The organism is Streptomyces sp. CRN 30 (genome assembly GCF_034105845.1).
In genome coordinates, this window is the sequence record NZ_JAVRHI010000260.1 from 24673 (window position 1) to 47180 (window position 22508).

A 22508-nucleotide genomic window follows, 5' to 3' on the forward strand; every position below is an offset into this window, starting at 1 on the left:
GGGGTGCTGCCGACAAGGGCGGCACCGGCGGAGTCTAGGCGAGTCCGCACGCCGGGAACAACGCACAGCATGGCACCGGGGTTCCGGAAGCGGTCGAGTCCCGCGCCGTCACGTCCCGAACAGGTCCTGTTGTCCGTTTCCCCCGAGGGCCTGCTGGGGCGGGGTGAGGTCGAGGTGCGCCCATGCGGCGGGCGTCGCGACGCGGCCGCGGGGGGTGCGGGCGAGGAGTCCCTCCCGGACGAGGAAGGGCTCGGCGACCTCCTCGACGGTCTCCCGCTCCTCCCCCACCGCGACGGCGAGGGTGGAGAGGCCGACGGGTCCGCCGCCGAACAGCTTCAGCAGGGCGGTCAGGACCGCGCGGTCGAGGCGGTCGAGGCCCCGGGAGTCGACCTCGTAGACGGCGAGGGCGGCCGCGGCGATCTCCTCGGTGATCACTCCGTCGGCCTTGACCTGCGCGTAGTCCCGTACGCGGCGCAGCAGCCGGTTGGCGATGCGGGGGGTGCCGCGGGAGCGGCCGGCGATCTCGGCGGCGCCCGCGGGGTCGATCTCCACCTCCAGCAGGTTCGCCGAGCGGTGGATGACCCGCTCCAGTTCGGCGGGCTCGTAGAACTCCATGTGCGCGGTGAAGCCGAAGCGGTCGCGCAGCGGGGGCGGCAGCAGGCCCGCGCGGGTGGTGGCGCCGACCAGCGTGAACGGCGGCAGTTCGAGCGGGATGGCGGTGGCTCCGGGGCCCTTGCCGACGATGACGTCGACGCGGAAGTCCTCCATGGCCATGTAGAGCATCTCCTCGGCGGGCCGGGACATGCGGTGGATCTCGTCGAGGAAGAGGACCTCGCCCTCCTGCAGGGAGGACAGGATCGCGGCGAGGTCGCCGGCGTGCTGGATGGCGGGGCCGCTGGTGATGCGGATCGGTGCTTCCATCTCGGCCGCGATGATCATGGAGAGGGTGGTCTTGCCGAGGCCGGGCGCGCCGGAGAGCAGGACGTGGTCGGCGGTCGCCCCGCGCGCGCGTGCCGCCCGCAGCACGAGGTCGAGCTGCTCGCGCACCTTCTCCTGGCCGATGAACTCGTGCAGGTCCTTGGGGCGCAGGGCGGCCTCGACGGCCTGGTCCTCGCGGTCGGCGACCGAGCCCACCAGCCGCTCGCCGGCGGTCGGGTCGGTCGTGTCGTCCCAGTTCATTGCGTGTGCCTCGCGGGTGGTCGCGGTCGGGTGGGCGGGAAGCTACGGGGAGAGGGGCGCGGCGCCGTACGGTCAGCGCGCCCGGTTGAGGGTCTGCAGCGCGGCCTTCAGCAGCGAGCCGATCTGCGGCGTGCCCTGGGCGGCCTCCGCCTGCGGGGTCACCGCGGTCACCGCCTCGTCGGCCTCCCGGGTGGCGTACCCCAGGCCGATGAGGGCGGCGTGCAACTGGTCGCGCCAGCCGGCGGTGACCGGGGCGCCGACCGCGGGGGCGCCGACCGGCTCCCCGAGGCGGTCCTTCAGTTCCAGGAGGAGCTTCTGGGCGCCCTTCTTGCCGATGCCGGGGACGGCGGTGAGCGCCTTCTCGTCGCCGGTGGCGACCGCGCGGCGCAGGGCGTCGGGGCGGTGTACGGCGAGCATGGCCTGGGCGAGGCGCGGGCCGACCCCGCTCGCGGTCTGGAGGAGCTCGAAGACCTGCCGCTCGTCGTCGTCCGCGAAGCCGTACAGGGTGAGCGAGTCCTCCCGTACCACGAGGGAGGTGGCGAGCCGGGCGGGCTGTCCGACGCGGAGCGTGGACAGCGTGTCCGGAGTGCACTGGACGGCCATGCCGACGCCGCCGACCTCGACCACCGCGGTGCCGGGGGCGAGGGTGGCGACCGTGCCGCTGACGGAGGCGATCATGCCGTACGGCCTTTCGTTGCGTGCGGGTTCGTTGCGTGCGGGGCTCTCGGGGTGTGCAGGGCGACGGCCTGCTGGAGCCGGTTCTGCGCGGGGGCGCGCCAGATGTGGCAGATGGCCAGGGCGAGCGCGTCGGCGGCGTCGGCCGGCTTCGGGGGCGCCGCCAGCCGCAGCAGACGGGTGACCATGGCGCCCACCTGGGCCTTGTCCGCGCGGCCGCTGCCGGTGACGGCGGCCTTGACCTCGCTCGGGGTGTGCAGGGCGACGGGGAGTCCGCGGCGGGCCGCGCAGAGCATGGCGACGGCGCTGGCCTGGGCGGTGCCCATCACCGTACGCACGTTGTGCTGGCTGAAGACGCGCTCCACGGCGACGCACTCGGGCCGGTGCTCGTCCAGCCACTGCTCGATGCCCTGCTCGATGGCGACGAGGCGGTCCCCGAGCGCGGCGTCCGCGGGCGTCCGGACGACACCGACGCCGATCATGGTGAGCGGCCGTCCGGCCACGCCCTCGACGACGCCGACACCGCACCGGGTCAGCCCCGGGTCCACCCCCAGTACGCGCACGCGCGCCCCTCCCTCCGCACTCCTGTTTCCGCAGGCTATCGGGTGCCACCGACAGCGGACCCAACGCGACGGGCCGACGGGATGTCCCGTCGGCCCGTTCAGCTCGCGGCTCGCGGTTACGCGTCGACCTTCGCCATGACCTCGTCGCTCACGTCGAAGTTGGCGAAGACGTTCTGCACGTCGTCGCTGTCCTCGAGGGCGTCGATCAGCTTGAAGATCTTCCTGGCGCCCTCCTCCTCCAGCTCGACCTGCATGGTCGGGACGAAGTTGGCCTCGGCGGAGTCGTAGTCGATGCCGGCCTCCTGGAGGGCGGTGCGGACCGCGACCAGGTCGGTGGCCTCGCTGAGCACCTCGAAGGACTCGCCCAGGTCGTTGACCTCCTCGGCGCCCGCGTCGAGCACGGCACCGAGAACGTCGTCCTCGGACAGCTCGCCCTTGGGGACGATCACGACGCCCTTGCGGTTGAAGAGGTACGACACCGAGCCCGGGTCGGCCATCGAGCCGCCGTTGCGGGTCATGGCGACGCGGACGTCGGAGGCGGCGCGGTTGCGGTTGTCGGTGAGGCACTCGATGAGCACCGCGACGCCGTTCGGTCCGTAGCCCTCGTACATGATCGTCTCGTAGTCGGCGCCGCCGGCCTCCAGGCCGCCGCCACGCTTGATGGCCGAGTCGATGTTCTTGTTCGGGACCGACTGCTTCTTCGCCTTCTGGACGGCGTCGTAGAGCGTCGGGTTGCCCTCCAGGTCGACGCCGCCCATCCGCGCCGCGACCTCGATGTTCTTGATCAGCTTCGCGAAGAGCTTGCCGCGCTTGGCATCGATGACGGCCTTCTTGTGCTTCGTCGTGGCCCATTTAGAGTGGCCGGACATCTGCCTGTCTCCTTCGCGTAACCCATCTCTGCAACGACCTCAGAGATCCTACAAGGACTCCGGTGCCCGGTTCGCGCGCACCATCGAGACGAACAGCGCGTGCACCCGGTGGTCACCGGTCAGCTCCGGGTGGAACGACGTGGCGAGCGCGTTGCCCTGGCGGACGGCGACGACGTGGCCCTCGTGCTCGGCGAGCACCTCGACCGCCGCGCCGACGGACTCCACCCAGGGGGCGCGGATGAAGACGCCCTCCACGGGGTCGCCCTCGACGCCGCGGACGTCGACCGCAGCCTCGAAGGACTCGTTCTGCCGGCCGAAGGCGTTGCGGCGCACGATCATGTCGATGCCGCCGAAGGTCTCCTGGCCCGAGCGCGGGTCGAGGATCTTCTCGGCCAGCATGATCATGCCCGCGCAGGTGCCGTAGACCGGCATGCCGTCCCGCACGCGCGCGCGGAGCGGCTCCATGAGGCCGAAGAGGACGGCCAGCTTGGAGATGGTGGTGGACTCGCCGCCGGGGACGACCAGGCCGTCGACCACGGCGAGTTCCTCGGGGCGCCGCACCGCCCGGGCCGCGGCGCCGGCCGCGGTCAGGGCGATGAGGTGCTCACGGACGTCGCCCTGGAGGGCGAGCACCCCGATCACGGGCGCGGACATCACCAGCCCCGGTTCGCGTAGCGCTCACCCTCGGGCAGGGTGTCGCAGTCGATCCCGACCATGGCCTCGCCGAGGTTGCGGGAGGCGTCCGCGACGGTCTTCGGGTCGTCGAAGAAGGTGGTGGCCTTGACGATGGCGGCGGCGCGCCTGGCCGGGTCGCCCGACTTGAAGATGCCGGAGCCGACGAAGACGCCCTCGGCACCGAGCTGGCGCATGAGAGCGGCGTCGGCCGGAGTGGCCACACCACCGGCGGAGAACAGCACGACCGGCAGCTTCCCGAGCTCCGCGACCTCCTTGACCAGCTCGTACGGGGCGCGCAGCTCCTTGGCGGCGGCGTACAGCTCATGGTTGTCGCAGCCACGGAGCCTGGCGATCTCGTTCTTGATCTGCCGCAGGTGGCGGACCGCCTCGACGATGTTGCCGGTGCCGGCCTCGCCCTTGGAGCGGATCAGCGCGGCGCCCTCGGCGATGCGGCGCAGCGCCTCGCCCAGGCCGGTCGCGCCGCAGACGAAGGGCGTGGTGAACGCCCACTTGTCGGAGTGGTTGACCTCGTCGGCCGGGGTGAGGACCTCGGACTCGTCGATGTAGTCGACGCCGAGGGACTGCAGGACCTGGGCCTCGACGAAGTGGCCGATGCGGGACTTGGCCATCACGGGGATCGAGACCGCCCCGATGATGCCCTCGATCATGTCGGGGTCCGACATGCGGGCCACGCCGCCGTCCTTGCGGATGTCCGCGGGGACCCGTTCCAGGGCCATGACGGCGACGGCGCCCGCGTCCTCGGCGATCTTCGCCTGCTCCGGAGTGACGACGTCCATGATCACGCCGCCCTTGAGCTGCTCGGCCATGCCGCGCTTCACGCGCGCGGTGCCGGTCTCGGAGGTGGGGGCGGGGGTGGGAAGCGTGGTGGACACGGGTGGGGACCTCACTCGGTGAAGAGGGCTGCTGCCATCACGGGTTGATGCCATCACCGAGGAAACGTGAGGCGTGCAGGCCACGGCAAGGGCCAATGCCGAGGCGGTGGCTCGTTCTGGGGCGCCGGTGGGCGGGCCCGTACGGCGCGGATCACACCCCGGCGCGGTCCACCAGCGCCGTCGGCGGCTCGTCGTCCATCTCGAAGGCCATCGGGAAGGGGGCGTGACCCGCGAGCCGGAACCAGCGGACCTTGCGGTGGCGGCGCAGCGCGCGGGCGGCCCGTACCGCGTCGTTGTGGAAGCGGCGCGCCATGGGCACCCGGCGCACCGCCTGGGCCAGTTCGCGGGCGGCCTCCTCGCCGCCCGGCGCCTCCCGTACCGCCTCGACCTGTGCCAGCTCCGCGAGGACGGCCCGCAGCGCCTGGCTCAGTTCGCTCTCGGCGACCTCCCGCTGCTCCTCCTCGGCCTGCCGGGCCGCGTGGGCCGCCTCGTACAGCACGATCGAGGCGGCCGGGTCGAGCACCCCGGAGGTGGCCAGTTCCTGGGCCACCGAGGCGCGGCGCAGCAGCTGCGCGTCCAGGGCGGCGCGGGCGGCGTCGATCCGGGCGTGCAGCCGGTCGAGGCGGCCCGCGGTCCAGCTCAGGTAGAGGCCGGTGGCGACCAGGGCGACGAGGATCCAGATGAGGGTTGCGCTCACGGGCGGCAAGGCTACCCGTACGGGTCGGGACGGCTCGTACGGCTCGGGAGGGCGCCGGTCAGTCCCGGGCCAGCCCGAACCGTGCGCGCAGCCCGGTGCGTTCGTCGGCGGCGACGGCGGCCGCTCCGTCGGTGACCGTCTCGTACACGGACAGGATGTCCGCCCCCACCGTGGACCAGTCGAAGCGCCGGACGTGGGCGCTGCCCCGCTCCCGCAGCTCCTGGCGCCGCTCCGGGTCGCCGAGCAGCCGTACGGCCGCGGCGGCCAGCGCGTCCGCGTCCTCGTTCGCGAACAGCTCCCCCGCCTCGCCCTGGTCCAGCACCTGCGCGAAGGCGTCCAGGTCGGAGGCGAGGACCGGCGCGCCCGCCGACATCGCCTCGACCAGGATGATGCCGAAGCTCTCGCCGCCGGTGTTGGGGGCGACGTACACGTCGACGCTGCGCAGGAGGCGCGCCTTGTCCTCGTCGCTGACCATGCCGAGGAACTCGACGCGCGACCGCATCTCCTCCGGCAGGCTCGCCACGGCCTCCTCCTCGTCGCCGCGCCCGGCGACCAGCAGCCGGGTGCGCGGCCGCCCGGCGAGGATCCCCGGCAGGGCCCGCATCAGCACGGGCAGGCCCTTGCGGGGCTCGTCGATGCGGCCGATGAAGCCGAGGGTCTCCCCCTGCCACTCGGGGTTCGGCTTGGCGCCGGCGAAGAAGTCGACGTCGACGCCGTTCGGGATGACGACGGCGTCGCCGCCCAGGTGCTCGACGAGGGTGCGGCGCGCGTACTCGCTCACCGCGATGCGGGCGCTGATCTTCTCCAGGGCGGGCTGCAGGATCGGGTACGCGGCGATCATGGCCCGGGAGCGCGGGTTGGAGGTGTGGAAGGTGGCGACGATCGGGCCCTGCGCGGCCCAGCACGCCAGCAGGCCCAGCGACGGGGAGGCGGGCTCGTGGATGTGGATCACGTCGAAGGCGCCGTCGTGCAGCCAGCGCCGCACCCGCGCCGCCGACAGGAGGCCGAAGTTCAGGCGGGCCACCGAGCCGTTGTACGGGACGGGGACGGCGCGGCCCGCCGAGACGACGTACGGCGGCAGGGGGGTGTCGTCGTCCGCCGGGGCGAGGACGGACACCTCGTGCCCGAGGCCGAGGAGGTGCTCGGCCAGGTCACGGATGTGGAACTGGACACCGCCGGGGACGTCCCAGGAGTACGGGCAGACGATGCCGATCCTCACGGACGCCCACCTTCCGCCTCGGACGACGGTTCCGGGCGGGGTTCCAGGTCCGCGGTCCACAGGCGCTGCAGCATGTGCCAGTCCTCCGGGTGGTCGGCGATCCCCGTGGCGAAGGCGTCGGCCAGCGCCTGTGTCATGACGGACGTCTTCTCCGGGCGTCCACCTGACTCGGGCACCGCGATCGGCGGGTGCACGCGCCCCCGCATCACGGGCGAGTCGTCGTACCGGAGCGTCACGGGCAGCAGCGCGGCGCCGGTGTGCTGGGCCAGCAGGGCCGGTCCGCCCGGCATCCGGGCCGTCTCGCCGAAGAAGTCGACCTCCACCCCGGACGCGGACAGGTCGCGGTCGGCGACCAGGCAGACCAGGCCGCCGTCGCGCAGCCGCCGGGCCAGGGTGCCGAACGCGGTGCCGCCGGTGTGCGGCAGCACCTCCATGCCCAGGCCCTCGCGGTAGGCGACGAAGCGGTCGAACAGGGTCTCGGGCTTCAGGCGCTCCGCGACGGTCGTGAAGGGTATCTTCAGTTCGGAGGCGACCCAGGCGCCCGCGAGGTCCCAGTTGGCCAGGTGCGGGAGGGCCGCGACGACGCCCTTGCCGGCGGCGAGGGCGTCGGTCACGTGGTGCATGCCCTTCACCTCGACGCCGTTCCTGATCCGCTCCTCGCTCCACACGGGCAGCCGGAACGACTCCATCCAGTACCGCAGGTAGGACCGCATGCCCGCGCGCGAGAGTTCGGCGAGGCCCTCCGGGGACGCGTCCGGCACCACGCGCGCGTAGTTGCGCTCCAGCTGGAGCACGCCCTTGCCGCGCCGCTTCCAGGCGGTGTCGGCGATGGTGCGGCCGAGGCGGGCGGCGGCGGGTTCGGGGAGCTTCTTGACGGTGCTCCAGCCGAGCCCGTACAGGGAGTCCGTGAGCCGGTCCTGGACGCCGCTCATGAGGTGGCCTCGCTGCCGTGGGAGGCGTGTCCGTTCGTCCCCGGGGCGGCCGCGGCCTCCGCGGCCTCGGCCTCCGCGGACTCCCGGCGGACGGTGACGACCCGCTGGACCAGGGTGACGAGGGAGCCGACGGCGACGATCCACAGGGCGATCGGCAGCAGCACGTCGATGCCGGGCACGCCGAACGTGTGGAGGCCCGCGAACCCGGCCGCGACCAGCGAGATCACCAGCCGCTCGGCGCGCTCGATCAGTCCGTTGACCGCGACCGGCAGCCCGATCGACTCGCCGCGGGCCTTGGTGTACGACACCACCTGGCCGCTGGCCAGGCAGAAGATCGACACCGCGCACAGGACGTTGTCGTCGCCCCGTCCCGCGTACCAGAGGGCGAACCCGCCGAAGATCGCCCCGTCGGCGACCCGGTCCAGCGTGGAGTCCAGGAAGGCGCCCCAGCGGCTGGAGCGGCCGAGCTGGCGGGCCATGTTGCCGTCGACGAGGTCGGAGAAGACGAACAGCGTGATGACGATCGTGCCCCAGAAGAACTCACCGCGGGGGTAGAAGACCAGCGCGCCCGCGACCACTCCCGCGGTCCCGAGGAGGGTGACCGTGTCGGGACTCACCCCACGACGGATGAGAAACGCGGCGAACGGCGTGAGAACACGCGTGAAGAAAGCACGCGCGTACTTGTTCAGCATGGCCTTCCCGAGGGTCGGTGGGCCGCGCGGCCCCTGCTGGCCACCGGCGGGCCCATCGTAGTCACGCGCGCGCGGGGGCGGCGGCCTGGCACCCGCGCCCCGCTGTCACGTCCTGGTCACGCCCGGGCGCCCCGCCCGGTCCGCGCCCCGGGCGCCGCGATGGCGTCCGCCGTATGGACGCACCGTGACGGCGGTGGAAAGCTCGAGGCACCGCGGGCGTCATCGGAGCCGCCACCGCCGGGGTGCCCCTTGGAGGGGGAGGGCTCCGCGTGTCCGCGCCCACAGTGACCTCACCGTGCACGGGAGGCTGGACCATGGGCGACAAGGCGAACGCACACCCTGGAGCCGCCGGCAGGGCCACGGCGGCCGACCACCCCGCGTCCGTACGGAATGTGGTGCTGGTCGGCCACAGCGGATCGGGCAAGACGACTCTGGTGGAGGCCCTCGCGCTGACCGCGGGGGCGGTGAACCGGGCGGGCCGGGTGGAGGACGGCGGCACCGTCTCCGACTACGACGAGATCGAGCACCGGCAGCAGCGCTCGGTGCAACTCTCCCTGGTGCCCGTCGAATGGAACGGGTTCAAGGTCAATCTCCTGGACACTCCCGGTTACGCCGACTTCGTCGGGGAGCTGAGGGCCGGTCTGCGCGCCGCGGACGCGGCCCTCTTCGTGGTCTCGGCCTCCGACGGCGTCGACGGCTCGACCCGGATGGTGTGGGAGGAGTGCGCGGCGGTCGGCATGCCGCGCGCCATCGTGATCACCCATCTCGAGGCGGCCCGCGCCGACTTCGACGAGATGACGCGGATCTGCGCGGCGGCGTTCGGCGCGGACGACCCCGACGCCGTACTGCCGCTGTACCTGCCGCTGCACGGCCCCGCGGGGCCGGACGGGCACGCGCCCGTGACCGGCCTGGTCGGGCTGCTGACGCAGCGGCTGTTCGACTACTCCTCCGGGGAGCGCAAGGAGTCCGAACCGGGCCCCGACCAGCTGCCGCTGATCGAGGAGGCCCGCAACCGGCTCATCGAGGGGATCATCTCCGAGAGCGAGGACGAGACCCTCATGGACCGCTACCTCGGCGGGGAGAGCGTCGACGTCAAGACGCTGATCGAGGACCTGGAGCGGGCCGTCGCCCGCGGGATCTTCCACCCGGTGCTGGCCGCCGCCCCCGCGGCCGAGGGCGCCCGGCAGGGCCTCGGCACGGTGGAGCTCCTGGAACTCGTCACCGGCGGCTTCCCGACCCCCCTGGAACGCGAGGCGCCCGCGGTCACCACGGTCGACGGCCACCCGCGCGGGCCGGCCTCCTGCGACGTGGACGGCCCGCTGGTCGCCGAGGTCGTGAAGACCGCCGGCGACCCGTACGTGGGCCGCCTGTCGCTGGTACGGGTCTTCTCCGGCACCCTGCGCCCCGACGAGACGGTGCACGTCTGCGGGCACGGGCCGGCCGGCCGCGGGCCCGAAGGCCGCGCCCTGCACGAGGCGGACGAGCGGATCGGTGCCCTGTCCACGCCGTTCGGCAAGCAGCAGCGCGCCCTCACGCACTGCATAGCGGGCGACCTCGCGTGCGTGGCCAAGCTGTCCCGCGCGGAGACCGGGGACACCCTGTCGGCCAAGGACGACCCGCTGCTCATGGAGGCGTGGGAGATGCCCGACCCGCTGCTGCCGCTCGCCATCCAGGCGCACAGCAAGGCGGACGAGGACAAGCTCTCGCAGGGCCTGGCCCGGCTGGTCGCCGAGGACCCGACGATGCGGCTGGAGCAGAACCAGGACACCCACCAGGTGGTGCTCTGGTGCCTGGGCGAGGCACACGCCGACGTGGCACTGGAACGGCTGCGCAACCGGTACGGCGTCCAGGTCGACCTGGTCCCCCACAAGGTGTCCCTCCGGGAGACGTTCTCCGGCCGGTCGGCGGGGCGCGGCCGGCACGTGAAGCAGTCCGGCGGGCACGGGCAGTACGCGATCTGCGAGATCGAGGTCGAGCCGCTGCCGAACGGCTCGGGCATCGAGTTCGTGGACAAGGTCGTCGGCGGTGCCGTACCGCGGCAGTTCATCCCGTCGGTGGAGAAGGGGGTACGGGCCCAGGCCGCCCGGGGCGTCGCCGCCGGGTACCCGCTCGTCGACGTACGGGTCACGCTGCTCGACGGCAAGGCGCACTCCGTGGACTCCTCGGACGCCGCCTTCCAGACGGCCGGCGCGCTCGCCCTGCGCGAGGCGGCGGCCGACGTCAGGATCCACCTGCTGGAGCCGGTCGCCGAGGTGAGCGTCCTGGTCGGGGACGACTACGTGGGCGCCGTTATGAGCGATCTGTCGGGGCGGCGCGGCCGGGTGGTCGGCACCGAGCAGGCCGGCGGCGGGCGCACCGTCGTCCGGGCCGAGGTGCCGGAGATCGAGATCGGCCGGTACGCCGTCGATCTGCGCTCGCTCTCCCACGGCACCGCGCGCTTCGGCCGCCGCTACGCCCGGCACGAGCCGATGCCGCCCCAGCTCGCCGAGAGGATGCGTGAACAGGCCAAGGAGACATGAGAGTTCTCCGGATCCCGGTGGCCGCGTCCGCCCGCGGCCGGCCCCGGAGCGGCCGGAACCGCCGTGTCGGCGGGCGGCTTCGGCCGTCCGCCGACGGATGCCGGCGGCCTCGGGATACGCTGATCACCTGATCGAGGATGCGGTGTGATCACCTCTCGACCGAGTCGCCGTCGAGGCGATGAACTGATCAACAGGTGTGCGGAGCACCGAAGTCGGGAAGGCCGCAGGAGCAAGTGCAGCGGCTGATGGGGGCGGAATGTCTTTCGGCGATATCGGTCCAGAGGTGCCACGCTCGAACTCCCGGGCGATGGCGACGTTCGCGCTGGCGTCCGCGGCCTACCGGGACGACGAGGCAAGCAAGATCCTCGAGGCGAACAACGAGTGGCACCAGTCGACCGTGAAGCCGCCCCGCAAGTGGGCGAAGATCTTCCGGCCCAACCTGGGCGAGGCCTTCTCCCAGGCGGTGGTCTCCCGCACGCTCGGCGTCGGCCGCAAGCCGCTCATCCAGTCCTTCGGCATCGAACCGCAGGTCGTCGTCGAGCACTGCATGGCGGCCAACCACCTCCGCCGGGAACGCGACATCCGCCTGACGGCCGTCATGGCGGTCTGCGGACTGCTCTTCCTGCCCGGCCTGCTGCTCTGGCTGCTGGTCTTCCAGATCCGCTCGACGGTCGCCAAGCGCGACGACAAGCGCGCCGGGACCCTGGCCACCATCGTGCTGCTCGCCGTGGGAGCACTCGTCGTGCTCTTCCTCGTCGCGATGCCGTTCACCGGCTTCTGGGCCTGGTACTTCCGCATCGCGCTCGTCGCCCCCGTCGTCGGCTGGTTCCTGGCCAAGCGGATCTGCGAGAGCACGGCGAAGGACCTGCGCGAACGCTGGGTGGCCCTGCTCTCGGGCGGCGCCGTCGGTGCCAGGGTGCCCGAATCGGTCCCGAGCAGCCCCGGTGACGTGCGCGCCGAGCGGCTGCGCCAGGCCTTCGGCGAGCTGCGGGACGAGCAGGCGTCCAACCACCTGTTCTACGCGGGCCCCAAGGGCGTCCTCGGCATGGGCACCCGCTGGGGGCACTGGTACCTCGCCGAGGACCTGGTCCCGCTCCCCTCCGCGCGCACGGAGGAGGTGCGCGGCACCGGTTCGCTGAGCGTGGAGCTGGCCAAGCACCTGGTGCCGGGTCCGGAGGTCGCCAGCTTCCAGAGCTTCGAGCTCGCCAACGTCATCGAGCGGGCGCTGGGTGACCTGCCCAAGAGCCCGCTGACCACGGGTGGCTTCCCCAAGCCGGACGTGGGCCACTGGATCGTCACGCCCGTCCCGGCGGGCGCGACGGAGGTGGCGCGCCCCGCCGAGTACACGGCGCACCGGGCCAACACCAAGCAGCTGAGCGACATCTGCAACAACCAGCAGTTCGACAAGGGCGACCGGCACTACCTGGGTGTGCAGTGGACGCTCTGGGACGGGCAGCTGGTGATCGACATGCTGGTCACCGTGACCGTGCTGCACAAGACGCTGCGCATCGAGCTGACCGGCCACGCGCTGGGACCGGTGAACGGGCTGTTCCTGAGCAAGCCGGCGGCGAAGACGCGGACCGTCTCCAAGACCGTCCGGTTCTGGGAGACCCGCACCATCACCCTGCCGATCGTCGACAACGACGAGGTGGTCCGTCTCGCCGCCCGCGCGCCGCTCACCTGGTACCCGCCGCTCCTCAACTGGCTCGGCGGCTCCCTGGTGCTGCCCGAGCCCTTCGGCCTGCGGCACGCCTGGGCCGAACAGCCGTGGAAGCACCGCTTCATGACCGACGACGTCCTGCGCACCGCCACCCCGGTGCTGCGGGTGGTGCACGCGTCCGTCATCGAGTTCCTGAAGGAGCACGGCGTGGACACGGCGAAGTTCGACAGCCGGTCGTCGGCGCTCAGCGGCGCGGTGCAGGACCCGACGCCCAAGAAGGCGGACGTCTACGACGCGTGAGGCCGCCGGCTCCCGGCGGCACGGCACGCGATGTCAGGCCGTCAGACCGCCGGCCACGCCTCCGCCAGCATCTTGCGGGTGTCGGCCAGCAGCTGCGGCAGGACCTTGGTGTGGCCCACGACCGGCATGAAGTTCGTGTCGCCGCCCCAGCGGGGCACGACGTGCTGGTGCAGGTGGGCGGCGATCCCTGCGCCCGCGACCGAGCCCTGGTTCATGCCGATGTTGAAGCCGTGGGCGCCGGAGGCGGTACGCAGGGCGGTCATCGCCTGCTTGGTCAGCTCGGCGAGCTCGACGGTCTCCACGGCGGTCAGGTCCGTGTAGTCGGCGACGTGGCGGTAGGGCACGACCATGAGGTGGCCGCCGTTGTACGGGTAGAGGTTGAGCACCGCGTAGACGTGCTCCCCGCGCCTGATGACCAACCCGTCCTCGTCGGACTTGGCCGGGATGGAGCAGAACGGACAGCCGTCGTCGGCACCCGGGCCGCTCGGCTTGTTCTCGCCCTGGATGTACGCCATCCGGTGGGGCGTCCACAGGCGCTGGAACGCGTCCTGCGTTCCCACTCCGATCTGCTGCTCCGGCTCACTCGTCATGAGGTGCAGCATATGGCTTCGCCCCGGCGGAACGTGTCGCCGGGGCTCCGGCGGGCGGGCCCGGGGTACAGGCTGGCGGGATGGAGGACGACAGCCGCAAGGACCACGGGCGAGGGGCCCGCTGGGAACGGCGGGCGGAGGTGCCGCTCGCCTGTACGTCGATGCTCTTCCTCGCCGCGTACGCGGTGTGGGTGCTCGCGCCCGGTCTGTCCGGCGCGGGGCGGACGGCCTGTCTCGGGGTGCTGCTGACGGCGTGGGCCGTGTTCGCCGTCGACTACGCGGTGCGGTGGCGGCTGAGCGGGCGCGGGACGGCGTTCGTCCGCACGCACGCGCTGGACACGCTGGTGCTGCTCCTGCCGCTGCTGCGGCCGCTGCGGCTCGTCCGGGTCCACCAGGCCGTGCTGCGGCGGAGGGGCCGGCCCCGGCTGGCGCTGTACACCCGGGTGATGGTCTACGCGGGCCTCAGCGCCGTGCTGCTCGCCCTCACCGGAGCACTCGCCGTGTACCAGCAGGAGCACGCGGCACCGGACGCGTCGATCCGTACCTTCGGGGACGCGGTGTGGTGGGCCTGCGCCACGCTGGCGACCGTCGGCTACGGCGACCTCGTGCCCGTGACTCCGGTGGGCCGGGTGGTGGCGGTGGCCATGATGATCTGCGGTCTGGGGTTCCTCGGTGCCGTGACCGGGTCGTTCTCCTCGTGGCTGCTGCAGGTGTTCGCGCGGGAGAGCGCCGAGGACGACGCGGGGCCCCCGGGGAGCTGAACTTCCCGGGGGCCCGCGGTGCCGTGCCGGTCAGACCTGGACGCGGTCCTCCACGACCTTGGCGATCTTGGCGATGGCCTCGTCGAGGGGGATGCCGTTCTCCTGGGAGCCGTCGCGGTAGCGGAAGGAGACGGCGCCGTTCGCCATGTCCTCGTCGCCCGCGATGACCATGAAGGGCACCTTCTGCTTCTGGGCGTTGCGGATCTTCTTCTGCATGCGGTCGGAGGAGGAGTCGACGTCCACGCGCAGCCCCTTGCGCCGGGCCTCGGCGGCGAACTTCTCCAGGTACTCCACGTGCGCGTCGCCGATCGGGATGCCGACCGCCTGCACGGGCGCGAGCCACGCCGGGAAGGCGCCCGCGTAGTGCTCGAGGAGCACCGCGAAGAACCGCTCGATGGAGCCGAAGAGCGCGCGGTGGATCATGACCGGGCGCTGCTTGGTCCCGTCGGGGCCGGTGTACTCCAGGTCGAAGCGCTCCGGCAGGTTGAAGTCCAGCTGGACCGTCGACATCTGCCAGGTGCGGCCGATCGCGTCCTTGGCCTGGACGGAGATCTTCGGCCCGTAGAAGGCGGCGCCGCCCGGGTCCGGGACCAGCGGCAGGCCCTGCTTCTCGGCCACCTGCCGCAGCGTCTCGGTGGCCTCCTCCCACACCTCGTCGGTGCCGACGAACTTCTCCGGGTCCTTGGTGGACAGCTCCAGGTAGAAGTCGGTGAGGCCGTAGTCGCGCAGCAGGTTCAGCACGAAGGTGAGCGTCTTGTCGAGCTCGTCCGCCATCTGCTCGCGGGTGCAGTAGATGTGCGCGTCGTCCTGGGTGAAGCCGCGCGCGCGGGTCAGGCCGTGCACGACGCCGGACTTCTCGTACCGGTACACCGTCCCGAACTCGAAGAGGCGCAGCGGCAGTTCACGGTAGGAGCGGCCGCGCGCGTCGAAGATCAGGTTGTGCATCGGGCAGTTCATGGGCTTGAGGTAGTAGTCCACGCCCTCGTCGAGCTGCATGGGCGGGTACATGCCGTCGGCGTACCAGTCCAGGTGGCCCGAGGTCTCGAAGAGCTTCCCCTTGGTGGCGTGCGGGGTGTAGACGAACTCGTAGCCCTCCTCCTCGTGGCGGCGGCGCGAGTAGTCCTCCATGACCCGGCGGATGATGCCGCCCTTGGGGTGGAAGACGGCGAGGCCGGAGCCGATCTCGTCGGGGATGGAGAACAGGTCGAGCTCGTTGCCCAGCTTGCGGTGGTCGCGCTTCTCGGCCTCGGCGAGGAACTCCAGGTGCGCCTTGAGCTCGTCCTTGGAGGGCCAGGCGGTGCCATAGATGCGCTGGAGCATCGGGTTCTTCTCGCTGCCGCGCCAGTACGCGGCGGCGTTGCGCATCAGCTTGAACGCCGGGATGTTCCGGGTGGTGGGCAGGTGGGGACCGCGGCACAGGTCCTTCCAGCACAGCTCGCCGGTCTTGGCGTCCAGGTTGTCGTAGATGGTCAGCTCACCGCCGCCCACCTCGACGTCCGCGCCGTCGTCCGAGGAGGCGGCGCCCTTGATGCCGATGAGCTCCAGCTTGTACGGCTCGTCCGCCAGCTCCTCGCGGGCGGCCTCGTCGGTGACGACGCGCCGCGAGAAGCGCTGGCCGCGCTTCTGGATCTCCTGCATCTTCTTCTCGACGGCCTTGAGGTCCTCGGGCGTGAAGGGCCGCTCCACGTCGAAGTCGTAGTAGAAGCCGTCCTTGACCGGCGGGCCGATGCCCAGCTTGGCCTCGGGGAACAGCTCCTGCACGGCCTGCGCCATCACGTGCGCGGTCGAGTGCCGCAGGATGTTCAGGCCGTCCTCGGAGGAGATCTCCACCGGCTCGACACTCTCGCCGTCCTTCACCTCGTACGCGAGGTCCTTCAGCTCGCCGCCCACGCGGGCCGCGACGACCGAGCGCTCGCCGGGGAAGAGGTCGGCGGCCGTAGTGCCCGTCGTCACCACGCGCTCTTCCCGCTCGGAATCGCGTTGGATGATCACACGGACGTCTGACACCGGTCTCTCCTGCCTGATGGCCTGCTGGGGTGGGCGTACGCGTACGGGTACGCCGAGGGGAATCGTACCGAGCCGCGGGTGCCCTCCGCGAAACGGTTACGCCCCGGCCGCCCTCGGCGCCCGTGTCACTCCCCGTCGCACGCCCCCTCGAAGACGTCCGTGAGGTAGGCGTTCTCCTGGACCGACTTCATCAGCCGGTCCCGTTCGGCGTCGTCCACCGCGACCGGGACGACCGCGGAGACGTCCTGAAGCCGCCGGAAGCCGCCCCGGCTCTCCAGCCGCCCGTCCAGCCGCACCGGCAGCCCGACCAGATGGGCGTGCCCGGCCACCCGGTAGGCCTCCTCGTCCACCGTCGCCCGGACGTGCGTCACCTCGGCGCCCGCGAGGACGCGCAGGCGTACGGTGCCCGGGCCGTGCGGACCCGGTCTGCGCATCCGTACGACGGTGCCGGTGACGCTCGCGGGCACCGAGGGCTCCTCGATCAGGTAGCGGGCCCCGGCCTCGCGCAGGACGGGCAGGTCGCCCGGGGTGAACTCGACGGGTTCGGCGGACCCGGCACAGCCCTCGGGGACTTCGGCGGCGGGAGCCCACGCGACGGCGATCCGGGCGCCCTCGGTGCCGCGGACGAGGGCGATCAGGGACCGGGTCAGCTCGTGGCTGACGCCCGCCCCGACCGCGCCGTCGAAGGCGTCCGCGCAGCCGGTGGCCCGCTGGTGGTCGACGGCCCCGCGGGCCGCGCGCAGCGCCTGGTGGAGGCGGACGGCGAGGGGGCGGCCGGTCGCGACGGGGACGAAGGCGGTGAGGTGCCGGCCGTCGGAGGCCGCGCCGACGAGCACGCCGTCCAGGGAGTCCGCGGCCTGGCGGCGGTGGCGGGCGCCGTGGTAGCCGGCCCGCGCGCGGGTGGCCAGCGCGGCGGCGAGGAGCATGTGGCGGGCGGCGGTGCGCAGACGTTCCTCGGCGCTCCAGGGGGCGGCGTCGGCGGGCCCCTCGGGCACGTCGCGCGACCAGCGGACCTCGTCGCTCGGCACGGCGAGGCCGAGCAGCACCTCGCGGGCGGCGGGCGAGCCGCTCCGGGCGAGCGCGGCGAGGGCCTCGCCGAGCAGGTCGTCGCTGTCGGGGAAGGCCCGGCTGACGGGCACCAGCAGGCTCGTACGGCTCTCGCCGGGGCCGGGCGGGGTCCAGCGTCCGTAGCGTCCGGGGGCGCCGCCTCGGCGCTGCCAGCCGTGGCGGCGCAGGAGCGCGGTCAGGACGGCCGGGTCCACCCGGGCGGGGTCGGGCGGGTGCGGCCGGGCGGGCCGGAGGGGTCCGTCGGTGGGGTGGTGCGTCACGGTCTGCCTCCCGTTCCGACTCTCGTCATGATGTCGCAGAGCGCGCGGTCGTCGAAGACGCGCGCGGTGGGGATCCGTACGGTGGTTCTGTGCCGGCCGGTGACCGGGTGCCCGGCGAGGTTGGTCCAGTAGCAGCAGTGCCGCAGGTCCAGCCGGTCGTGGCCGGCCCGCAGCCAGTCGTCCTGGGAGCGGGGCACGATCATCACGACCAGGATCTTGTGCACCGAGACCGGGGTGCGGGCGAGCTTCACCAGGTGCGCGTTGTCGAGCGTGAAGGAGAAGGAGCGGCCCGGGGGGTTCGGCGGTATCTGGTACGTCGCCTTGAGCTGGACCTTGATGGTGACCTCGTCGTCGACCGTGTGCCCGGGGGCACTGTGGCTGACGTGCCAGTCGATGCCGTTGTCCGGGAAGGGCTGGGACAGCGAGCAGCCGGCGGCCGCCGCGACGGCGTGCAGGTGGCCCACCTGGAGCGTCTCCATGCAGGCGGTGGTGGCGAGGGTGCCCCGCGCCGCGGTTCCGCGCGGCGGCAGCCCGCCCTGTTCGGGCTGCGCGATCGCCATGCCAACAGCCTCCCGAAGCGGTCGGATTCCCGACACAGGCCTCTGAACTGCCAAGACCAGTACTTCTGTTGTCTCCTCGCGGCGTATGGCGCAAACAGCCCGGGTATCACCGAACCGGGCAGGGGACGTGCGTCAACTGCTGGAGCGCCGCGAGGAGTTGGATACGCATGACGTGCTGGTACGAGGGCCCCTTGGCCGCCTTCGACACGGAGACCACGGGTGTGGACGTCGAAACCGACCGGATCGTGTCGGCGGCCGTCGTCGTCCAGGAGGCGCCGGGGGCCCGGCCGCGGGTGACCCGCTGGCTGGTCAACCCGGGTGTGCCGGTGCCCGCCGCGGCGACGGCGGTGCACGGGCTGACCCAGGAGCAGGTGCAGCGCAACGGGCGCTGGCCGTCACCGGTGATGGACGAGATAGCCAGGCAGCTGGCGGAGCAGGCGGTCCGGGGCCGCCCGCTCGTGGTGATGAACGCGCCGTTCGACCTCACCCTGCTGGACCGGGAGTTGCGCCGCCACCGCGCGTCCTCGCTGTGCCGCTGGTTCGAGTCCACGCCGCTGTTCGTGCTCGACCCGCTCGTCCTCGACAAGCACCTGGACCGCTACCGCAAGGGCCGCCGCACGCTCGGAGCCCTGTGCGCGCACTACGAGGTACCCCTGGACGGCGCGCACGACGCGGCGGCGGACGCGCTGGCGGCGATGGAGGTCGTCCGGGCGGTGGGGCGGCGGTTCCCGGCCCGGCTGGAGCGCCTCTCCCCCGCCGAGCTGCACACGCTGCAGGCGGTGTGGCACGCGGCGCAGGCGCGCGGTCTGCAGGCGTGGTTCGCGCGCACCGGCACGGAGGAGACGGTGGATCCGGCGTGGCCCCTGCGGCCGAACCTGCCGGCGGCGGCCTGAGCGCCTGCGTCACGGTCCGCGGACGTGCCCGGACATGCGAAATGCCGGTCCGTGGAGCACGGACCGGCATTCTCCGGGTGGGCGATACTGGGTTCGAACCAGTGACCTCTTCGGTGTGAACGAAGCGCTCTCCCACTGAGCTAATCGCCCGGGAACGCACTGAACAATACAGGTCCCCGTGGGTTCGGTTCAAACCGCTTGCCCGTACGGGATCAGCCGGCCCCGAGGTGGGCGGCGAGCCCCCGGTGCCCCGCCCGCATCATCAGCGCGTGGTTGGCGCGGAAGAGCGGCCGCCCCGGCACCGCGAACCGTCTGAGCAGCGGCTTGGTGACGTCGACCACCTGGTCGTAGCGGACGAGGGTGCCGGTCCCGTCGGCGGTGAGCGTCCAGCGCGCCCACCCGACGAGGTCACCGGTCATCGCGAGCTCCAGGATCCCGGCCGCCGCGTCGCGCCGTACCTCCCTGCCCGTGAACGTCAGGTCGTACGGGACGACCGACCGTATCCGCAGCCCCGCGCGCGTGTCGTCGATCCGGGCCACCTCGCGCACCTGGGGCCACCACCTCGGGTAGTCCTCGACGCGCTCCAGCACCTGGTGGACGGTGGCGGGCGCGGCGGGCAGGGGCCACAGGCTGCGGAAGCGGTAGTGATGGAGGTCCATGGGACGCGAGTGCCCGCACGGGGCGCATGATGCGCCCCGCGCGGTGCGGTGTCAGGGCATCCTGTCGCCGATCAGGGCCAGGTTCTGGATCGCGGCCAGTCCGTACAGGGCAGTGGTGTTGGTGGAGACCCAGGCCGCCTCGCTGCCGGGGACCAGGGCGGTCGGGCCCTCGATCTCCTTCGTGGACCAGTCGGTGGACTCCTTGTAGTCCCAGGCGTCGGCGCTGCTGTGGAACTGCCGCCACGCGCGCTCCGCCAGCTTGCCGTCGTCGGCGCGGACGGCCGCGTACGCGTCGAGGCGCGAGTGGCCCTGGAAGAGGAGGAGCGAGCCGAAGTTCGAGCCGTAGCGGGCGGCCTGTTCGGCCTTGGTGGCGTTGAAGTAGCGGCAGTAGTCGAGCCAGGCCGCCTCGAACTCCGGCATGTCGATCTGGTCGAGGAGCTCGGCGCACAGCTCGACCAGGCCGAACATCGCCGACAGGTGCGAGACGCTCACCACCGGCTGCTCGGCGACGGCGAACTCCCCCGTGTCCAGGTCGTACAGCGCGCTTCCCTGGACGAAGCCGTTGGGCTGGGCGGCGATGGTCTCCATGGTGGACAGCACGCGCGCGCGTGCCTTCTCCCACTTCGGGCCGCGCCGCTCCCATTCGGTGAGCCAGGCGGAGACCAGACCGCTCCAGTCGGTGCCGAAGCCGATGGAGAGGGCGTTGCGGTCGGGGGTGTAGGGCTCGGTACGGATCTTGCGGATGGGGTCGAGGGCGAGGAAGGTCTCGTCGGAGTCGACGTTGGCGTGGCAGAGGTCGCCGACGCGCTCGTCGGCGGTGAGGAAGTAGTAGTAGCGCCGGTAGGTGGTGTTGGCGATGCGCTGCTGCTTGGCGCTGTCGGCGTAGTGCTGGACGCCGTGCCGGGTGCCCAGGCCCGCCCACTCGCCGAGGTGGTAGACGTCGACCTCGCCGGTGTGCCGGGTCATCGCCTCGGCGAAGCGGAAGATGTCCGCGCGGCCGCTGCGGAGGTAGGCGAACCACAGCCACAGGTCCGGTGAGAGCTCGCTGTTGTCCCAGGCGTAGCCGCCGACGTCGTACGACCACTGGTGTCGGCTGGCGTCATAACTGTGCATGATGTCGCCGTAGTCCCAGAAGCCGTACCAGCGGCGCTGTTCCACCTGGTCCTTGTAGTAGGTGAAGAGGAAGTCGAGATGGTCCTCGATCTTCGCCTTGGCGGGGGTGGAGCGGTCCGGCTCGGAGAACAGCCGTCCGAAGACGCCCGCCCCGATCAGCTGCTTCGGCGGGGTGGCGAGCTGCGGCGGGGTGCGTACGGCCTCGACCTGCCGGGCCAGGTCCTCGGCGGCCGGAGTGGAGTCGTGGGCCCAGAAGAGCAGCTCGCTGGTGCGGGCGATGCCGTAGGGGGTGCCGAAGCCGGGCTCGTAGTCCTCGTAGGTGATGTTGAGGCCTTCGAGCTGTTCGGGGTACGTGTCCTGGCCCATGCCGTCGTGGTAGAAGCGCAGGTCCATGGGGAGCGCCTCGGGCGACCAGAGCCAGAGGGTGACCTCGGCCTCGTCGGTGTGGGCGTCGCGGATGTCGAGCTGGGCGGGGAACTTCTCCCAGAAGTCGCGCAGGCCGAAGGCGAGGCCGCCGCTCGCGCCGCCGACGTACCCGAAGCCGGAGGCGCGCCGGCCGCCGCCCGCACCGATCCAGCCGTGGCCCTTCTTGGTGCGCTTGCGGAGGGTGAAGCCGTCGGCGGAGAGCTGCGAGAGGGTGTAGTCGCCCCACTCGGGGATGTACTGGAGCCGGGTGGTGACCCGCTGGTCCCAGGTGGACGGGTCGGGCAGCTTCCGGCCCTCGAACTGGGCGGTGCGCACGGCCTCCCCGGGGTCACGGCGCAGGCCCGTGATCCCCTTGACGGCCTCGCGCAGCAGACCGGTGCCCTCGCCGCCGATGCGGATGTGCCGGTCGTACGCCTCGTCCCGCATCGGCACCTGGAAGCGGACGCCGATGCCCCGGACGAAGTCGCCGCTCGCCTTCCCGGGCTCCTGCTTCCCGTCGAAGGTGATCGTGTGCACCATGCGGAACGATTCGGCGCCCGCGTAGAAGTACAGCCGCACCGAGAACGGCAGCCAGCCGCGCCCGCCCTTGCGGTGCCTGCCGTCGATCCGGACGACCGCGCGGACCGGCCCGTCCTGCTCGACGACGGTCTCCTCGACGACGCTCTCGAACCGCTCGTACTCGGCCGTGCCCTGGTCGCCGTCCTCGATCTCGGGCTGGCGCAGCAGCACCAGGCGGCCGTTCTTCGCGATCTCCGTCGAGCCGCGCCGTACGGACTTCACGAGGGTCGAGCCGTCTCTGCCGAGTCTGGCGGTGATCACGCCGGTGGAGACGTCGACGGTGCCGCCGCCGCGGGAGACGGTGACCTTCCTTCCGGGCGCGGGCGCGGCGGGGGCGCCCGCGGTCAAGGTGAGCTTCCCCGCGCCGGCGCCGGCGCCGACCGCGTGCGCGGTCCACTTCAGGGAGCCGTCGGGCCACTGGGCGAGGGGCCAGGTCTGGACGGGGACCGCCCCGCCGTCGGCGTCCGTCAAGGAGAACGCCTGGTCCTTGCCGTACGCGCCCTTCGGCCACGGCACGCCCACGGTGGAGCCGGGGGCGGCGCCGAGGCCGCCGTCCTCCAGCCAGTGCAGGGTGACCGGGTCCGGGGCGGCGGCGGCCGCTGCCCCTGCTGCGGGCGCGGCCTGGGCGGTCGGGCCGAGCGCCCAGCTGAACTGGGCGGCGGCGCCGGCGCCGGCGGCCGCCTTGAGGAGGGACCTGCGGTCCAGGGGGGACATGGCCTTTCCTTTCCGTACGGAGAGGG

Annotated in this window: 20 protein-coding genes and 1 tRNA gene; 4 read left to right on the forward strand and 17 right to left on the reverse strand. The window is 72.4% G+C overall.

The genetic code is table 11. The annotated features are described in order from the left end of the window. Positions 1-108: 108 nt before the first annotated feature. The 10 genes from ruvB to pgsA form a co-directional block, all read right to left on the reverse strand. Positions 109-1179 carry a Holliday junction branch migration DNA helicase RuvB gene (gene ruvB, locus UW392_RS27375; RefSeq protein ID WP_320777794.1) on the reverse strand — a complete coding sequence of 357 codons (1071 nt, stop codon included), beginning with the start codon at positions 1177-1179 and terminating at the stop codon, positions 109-111. A gap of 72 nt (positions 1180-1251) precedes the next feature. Continuing rightward, entirely contained in the window at positions 1252-1857 is a 606-nt protein-coding gene (gene ruvA / locus UW392_RS27380; protein ID WP_320777795.1) for a Holliday junction branch migration protein RuvA, read from the reverse strand. Continuing rightward, complete coding sequence (gene ruvC / locus UW392_RS27385) at positions 1854-2417, reverse strand: crossover junction endodeoxyribonuclease RuvC (RefSeq protein ID WP_320777796.1); 564 nt, start codon at positions 2415-2417, stop codon at positions 1854-1856. The genes ruvA and ruvC overlap by 4 nt, the downstream gene beginning before the upstream one ends. Before the next feature lie 116 nt (positions 2418-2533). After that, positions 2534-3286 (reverse strand): YebC/PmpR family DNA-binding transcriptional regulator, encoded by a 753-nt coding sequence (locus UW392_RS27390; protein ID WP_320777797.1) that lies wholly within the window; start codon positions 3284-3286, stop codon positions 2534-2536. A gap of 48 nt (positions 3287-3334) precedes the next feature. Continuing rightward, positions 3335-3943: a pyridoxal 5'-phosphate synthase glutaminase subunit PdxT gene (gene pdxT, locus UW392_RS27395; protein WP_320777798.1), complete on the reverse strand. Its 609-nt coding sequence runs from the start codon at positions 3941-3943 to the stop codon at positions 3335-3337. Next, entirely contained in the window at positions 3940-4854 is a 915-nt protein-coding gene (gene pdxS / locus UW392_RS27400) for a pyridoxal 5'-phosphate synthase lyase subunit PdxS (RefSeq protein WP_320777799.1), read from the reverse strand. The genes pdxT and pdxS overlap by 4 nt, the downstream gene beginning before the upstream one ends. Before the next feature lie 151 nt (positions 4855-5005). Further along, complete coding sequence (locus UW392_RS27405) at positions 5006-5551, reverse strand: hypothetical protein (RefSeq protein ID WP_320777800.1); 546 nt, start codon at positions 5549-5551, stop codon at positions 5006-5008. Positions 5552-5609: 58 nt separating this feature from the next. Beyond that, positions 5610-6770: a glycosyltransferase family 4 protein gene (locus UW392_RS27410; protein ID WP_320777801.1), complete on the reverse strand. Its 1161-nt coding sequence runs from the start codon at positions 6768-6770 to the stop codon at positions 5610-5612. Beyond that, complete coding sequence (locus UW392_RS27415) at positions 6767-7702, reverse strand: phosphatidylinositol mannoside acyltransferase (protein WP_320777802.1); 936 nt, start codon at positions 7700-7702, stop codon at positions 6767-6769. The genes UW392_RS27410 and UW392_RS27415 overlap by 4 nt, the downstream gene beginning before the upstream one ends. Next, complete coding sequence (gene pgsA, locus UW392_RS27420) at positions 7699-8394, reverse strand: phosphatidylinositol phosphate synthase (RefSeq protein ID WP_320777803.1); 696 nt, start codon at positions 8392-8394, stop codon at positions 7699-7701. The genes UW392_RS27415 and pgsA overlap by 4 nt, the downstream gene beginning before the upstream one ends. Positions 8395-8708: 314 nt before the next feature. On the opposite strand from pgsA, the gene UW392_RS27425 reads away from it, so the two are divergent. Together UW392_RS27425 and UW392_RS27430 are read left to right on the forward strand one after the other, a co-directional pair. After that, positions 8709-10913 (forward strand): elongation factor G-like protein EF-G2, encoded by a 2205-nt coding sequence (locus UW392_RS27425; protein WP_320777804.1) that lies wholly within the window; start codon positions 8709-8711, stop codon positions 10911-10913. 256 nt (positions 10914-11169) lie between these two features. After that, positions 11170-12873 (forward strand): hypothetical protein, encoded by a 1704-nt coding sequence (locus UW392_RS27430; protein ID WP_320777805.1) that lies wholly within the window; start codon positions 11170-11172, stop codon positions 12871-12873. Positions 12874-12914: 41 nt separating this feature from the next. Here UW392_RS27430 and UW392_RS27435 read toward each other — a convergent pair whose 3' ends face one another. Next, on the reverse strand, positions 12915-13475 hold the full coding sequence (locus UW392_RS27435) for an HIT domain-containing protein (RefSeq protein WP_320777806.1): 561 nt from the start codon (positions 13473-13475) through the stop codon (positions 12915-12917). Between the two features lie 68 nt (positions 13476-13543). Between UW392_RS27435 and UW392_RS27440 the strand changes: the two genes are divergently transcribed. Continuing rightward, positions 13544-14224 carry a potassium channel family protein gene (locus tag UW392_RS27440; protein ID WP_320777807.1) on the forward strand — a complete coding sequence of 227 codons (681 nt, stop codon included), beginning with the start codon at positions 13544-13546 and terminating at the stop codon, positions 14222-14224. A gap of 30 nt (positions 14225-14254) precedes the next feature. On the opposite strand, the gene thrS is transcribed toward UW392_RS27440, so the two are convergent. From thrS to UW392_RS27455, 3 genes are all read right to left on the reverse strand, one after another. Next, a complete protein-coding gene (thrS, locus tag UW392_RS27445) occupies positions 14255-16231 on the reverse strand; it encodes a threonine--tRNA ligase (RefSeq protein WP_320777808.1) in 1977 nt (658 codons plus the stop codon). A gap of 125 nt (positions 16232-16356) precedes the next feature. Further along, a complete protein-coding gene (locus UW392_RS27450; protein WP_320777809.1) occupies positions 16357-17559 on the reverse strand; it encodes a hypothetical protein in 1203 nt (400 codons plus the stop codon). Next, positions 17556-18119, reverse strand: a complete 564-nt coding sequence (locus UW392_RS27455; RefSeq protein WP_320777810.1) for a DUF4365 domain-containing protein — start codon at positions 18117-18119, stop codon at positions 17556-17558. The genes UW392_RS27450 and UW392_RS27455 overlap by 4 nt, the downstream gene beginning before the upstream one ends. 167 nt (positions 18120-18286) lie before the next feature. Here UW392_RS27455 and UW392_RS27460 point away from each other — a divergent pair, with 167 nt between their 5' ends. After that, on the forward strand, positions 18287-19012 hold the full coding sequence (locus UW392_RS27460) for a 3'-5' exonuclease (protein WP_320777811.1): 726 nt from the start codon (positions 18287-18289) through the stop codon (positions 19010-19012). Positions 19013-19090: 78 nt separating this feature from the next. Here the strand turns inward: UW392_RS27460 and UW392_RS27465 are convergent. The 3 genes from UW392_RS27465 to UW392_RS27475 all read right to left on the reverse strand — a co-directional run bounded on the left by UW392_RS27465 (position 19091) and on the right by UW392_RS27475 (position 22482). Then, positions 19091-19162, reverse strand: a tRNA-Val gene (locus UW392_RS27465). A 62-nt stretch (positions 19163-19224) separates the two neighbouring features. Continuing rightward, the gene (locus UW392_RS27470) at positions 19225-19671 is read right to left on the reverse strand and encodes an SRPBCC family protein (protein WP_320777812.1); all 447 of its coding nucleotides are present in this window, start codon (positions 19669-19671) and stop codon (positions 19225-19227) included. Between the two features lie 51 nt (positions 19672-19722). Further along, positions 19723-22482, reverse strand: coding sequence for a Tat pathway signal sequence domain protein (locus UW392_RS27475; protein WP_320777813.1), 2760 nt, complete (start codon positions 22480-22482; stop codon positions 19723-19725). Between the last annotated feature and the right edge of the window lie 26 nt (positions 22483-22508).

Excerpts from the sequence above, each read along its gene's own strand:
- UW392_RS27415 (WP_320777802.1), bottom strand. The coding sequence starts at position 7,702 with ATGAGCGGCGTCCAGGACCGGCTCACGGACTCCCTGTACGGGCTCGGC.
- UW392_RS27440 (WP_320777807.1), top strand. The coding sequence starts at position 13,544 with ATGGAGGACGACAGCCGCAAGGACCACGGGCGAGGGGCCCGCTGGGAA.
- UW392_RS27470 (WP_320777812.1), bottom strand. The coding sequence starts at position 19,671 with ATGGACCTCCATCACTACCGCTTCCGCAGCCTGTGGCCCCTGCCCGCC.
- ruvB (WP_320777794.1), bottom strand. The coding sequence starts at position 1,179 with ATGAACTGGGACGACACGACCGACCCGACCGCCGGCGAGCGGCTGGTG.
- ruvA (WP_320777795.1), bottom strand. The coding sequence starts at position 1,857 with ATGATCGCCTCCGTCAGCGGCACGGTCGCCACCCTCGCCCCCGGCACC.
- UW392_RS27475 (WP_320777813.1), bottom strand. The coding sequence starts at position 22,482 with ATGTCCCCCCTGGACCGCAGGTCCCTCCTCAAGGCGGCCGCCGGCGCC.
- UW392_RS27435 (WP_320777806.1), bottom strand. The coding sequence starts at position 13,475 with ATGCTGCACCTCATGACGAGTGAGCCGGAGCAGCAGATCGGAGTGGGA.
- UW392_RS27460 (WP_320777811.1), top strand. The coding sequence starts at position 18,287 with ATGACGTGCTGGTACGAGGGCCCCTTGGCCGCCTTCGACACGGAGACC.
- UW392_RS27390 (WP_320777797.1), bottom strand. The coding sequence starts at position 3,286 with ATGTCCGGCCACTCTAAATGGGCCACGACGAAGCACAAGAAGGCCGTC.
- UW392_RS27430 (WP_320777805.1), top strand. The coding sequence starts at position 11,170 with ATGTCTTTCGGCGATATCGGTCCAGAGGTGCCACGCTCGAACTCCCGG.
- UW392_RS27455 (WP_320777810.1), bottom strand. The coding sequence starts at position 18,119 with ATGGCGATCGCGCAGCCCGAACAGGGCGGGCTGCCGCCGCGCGGAACC.
- pgsA (WP_320777803.1), bottom strand. The coding sequence starts at position 8,394 with ATGCTGAACAAGTACGCGCGTGCTTTCTTCACGCGTGTTCTCACGCCG.
- UW392_RS27425 (WP_320777804.1), top strand. The coding sequence starts at position 8,709 with ATGGGCGACAAGGCGAACGCACACCCTGGAGCCGCCGGCAGGGCCACG.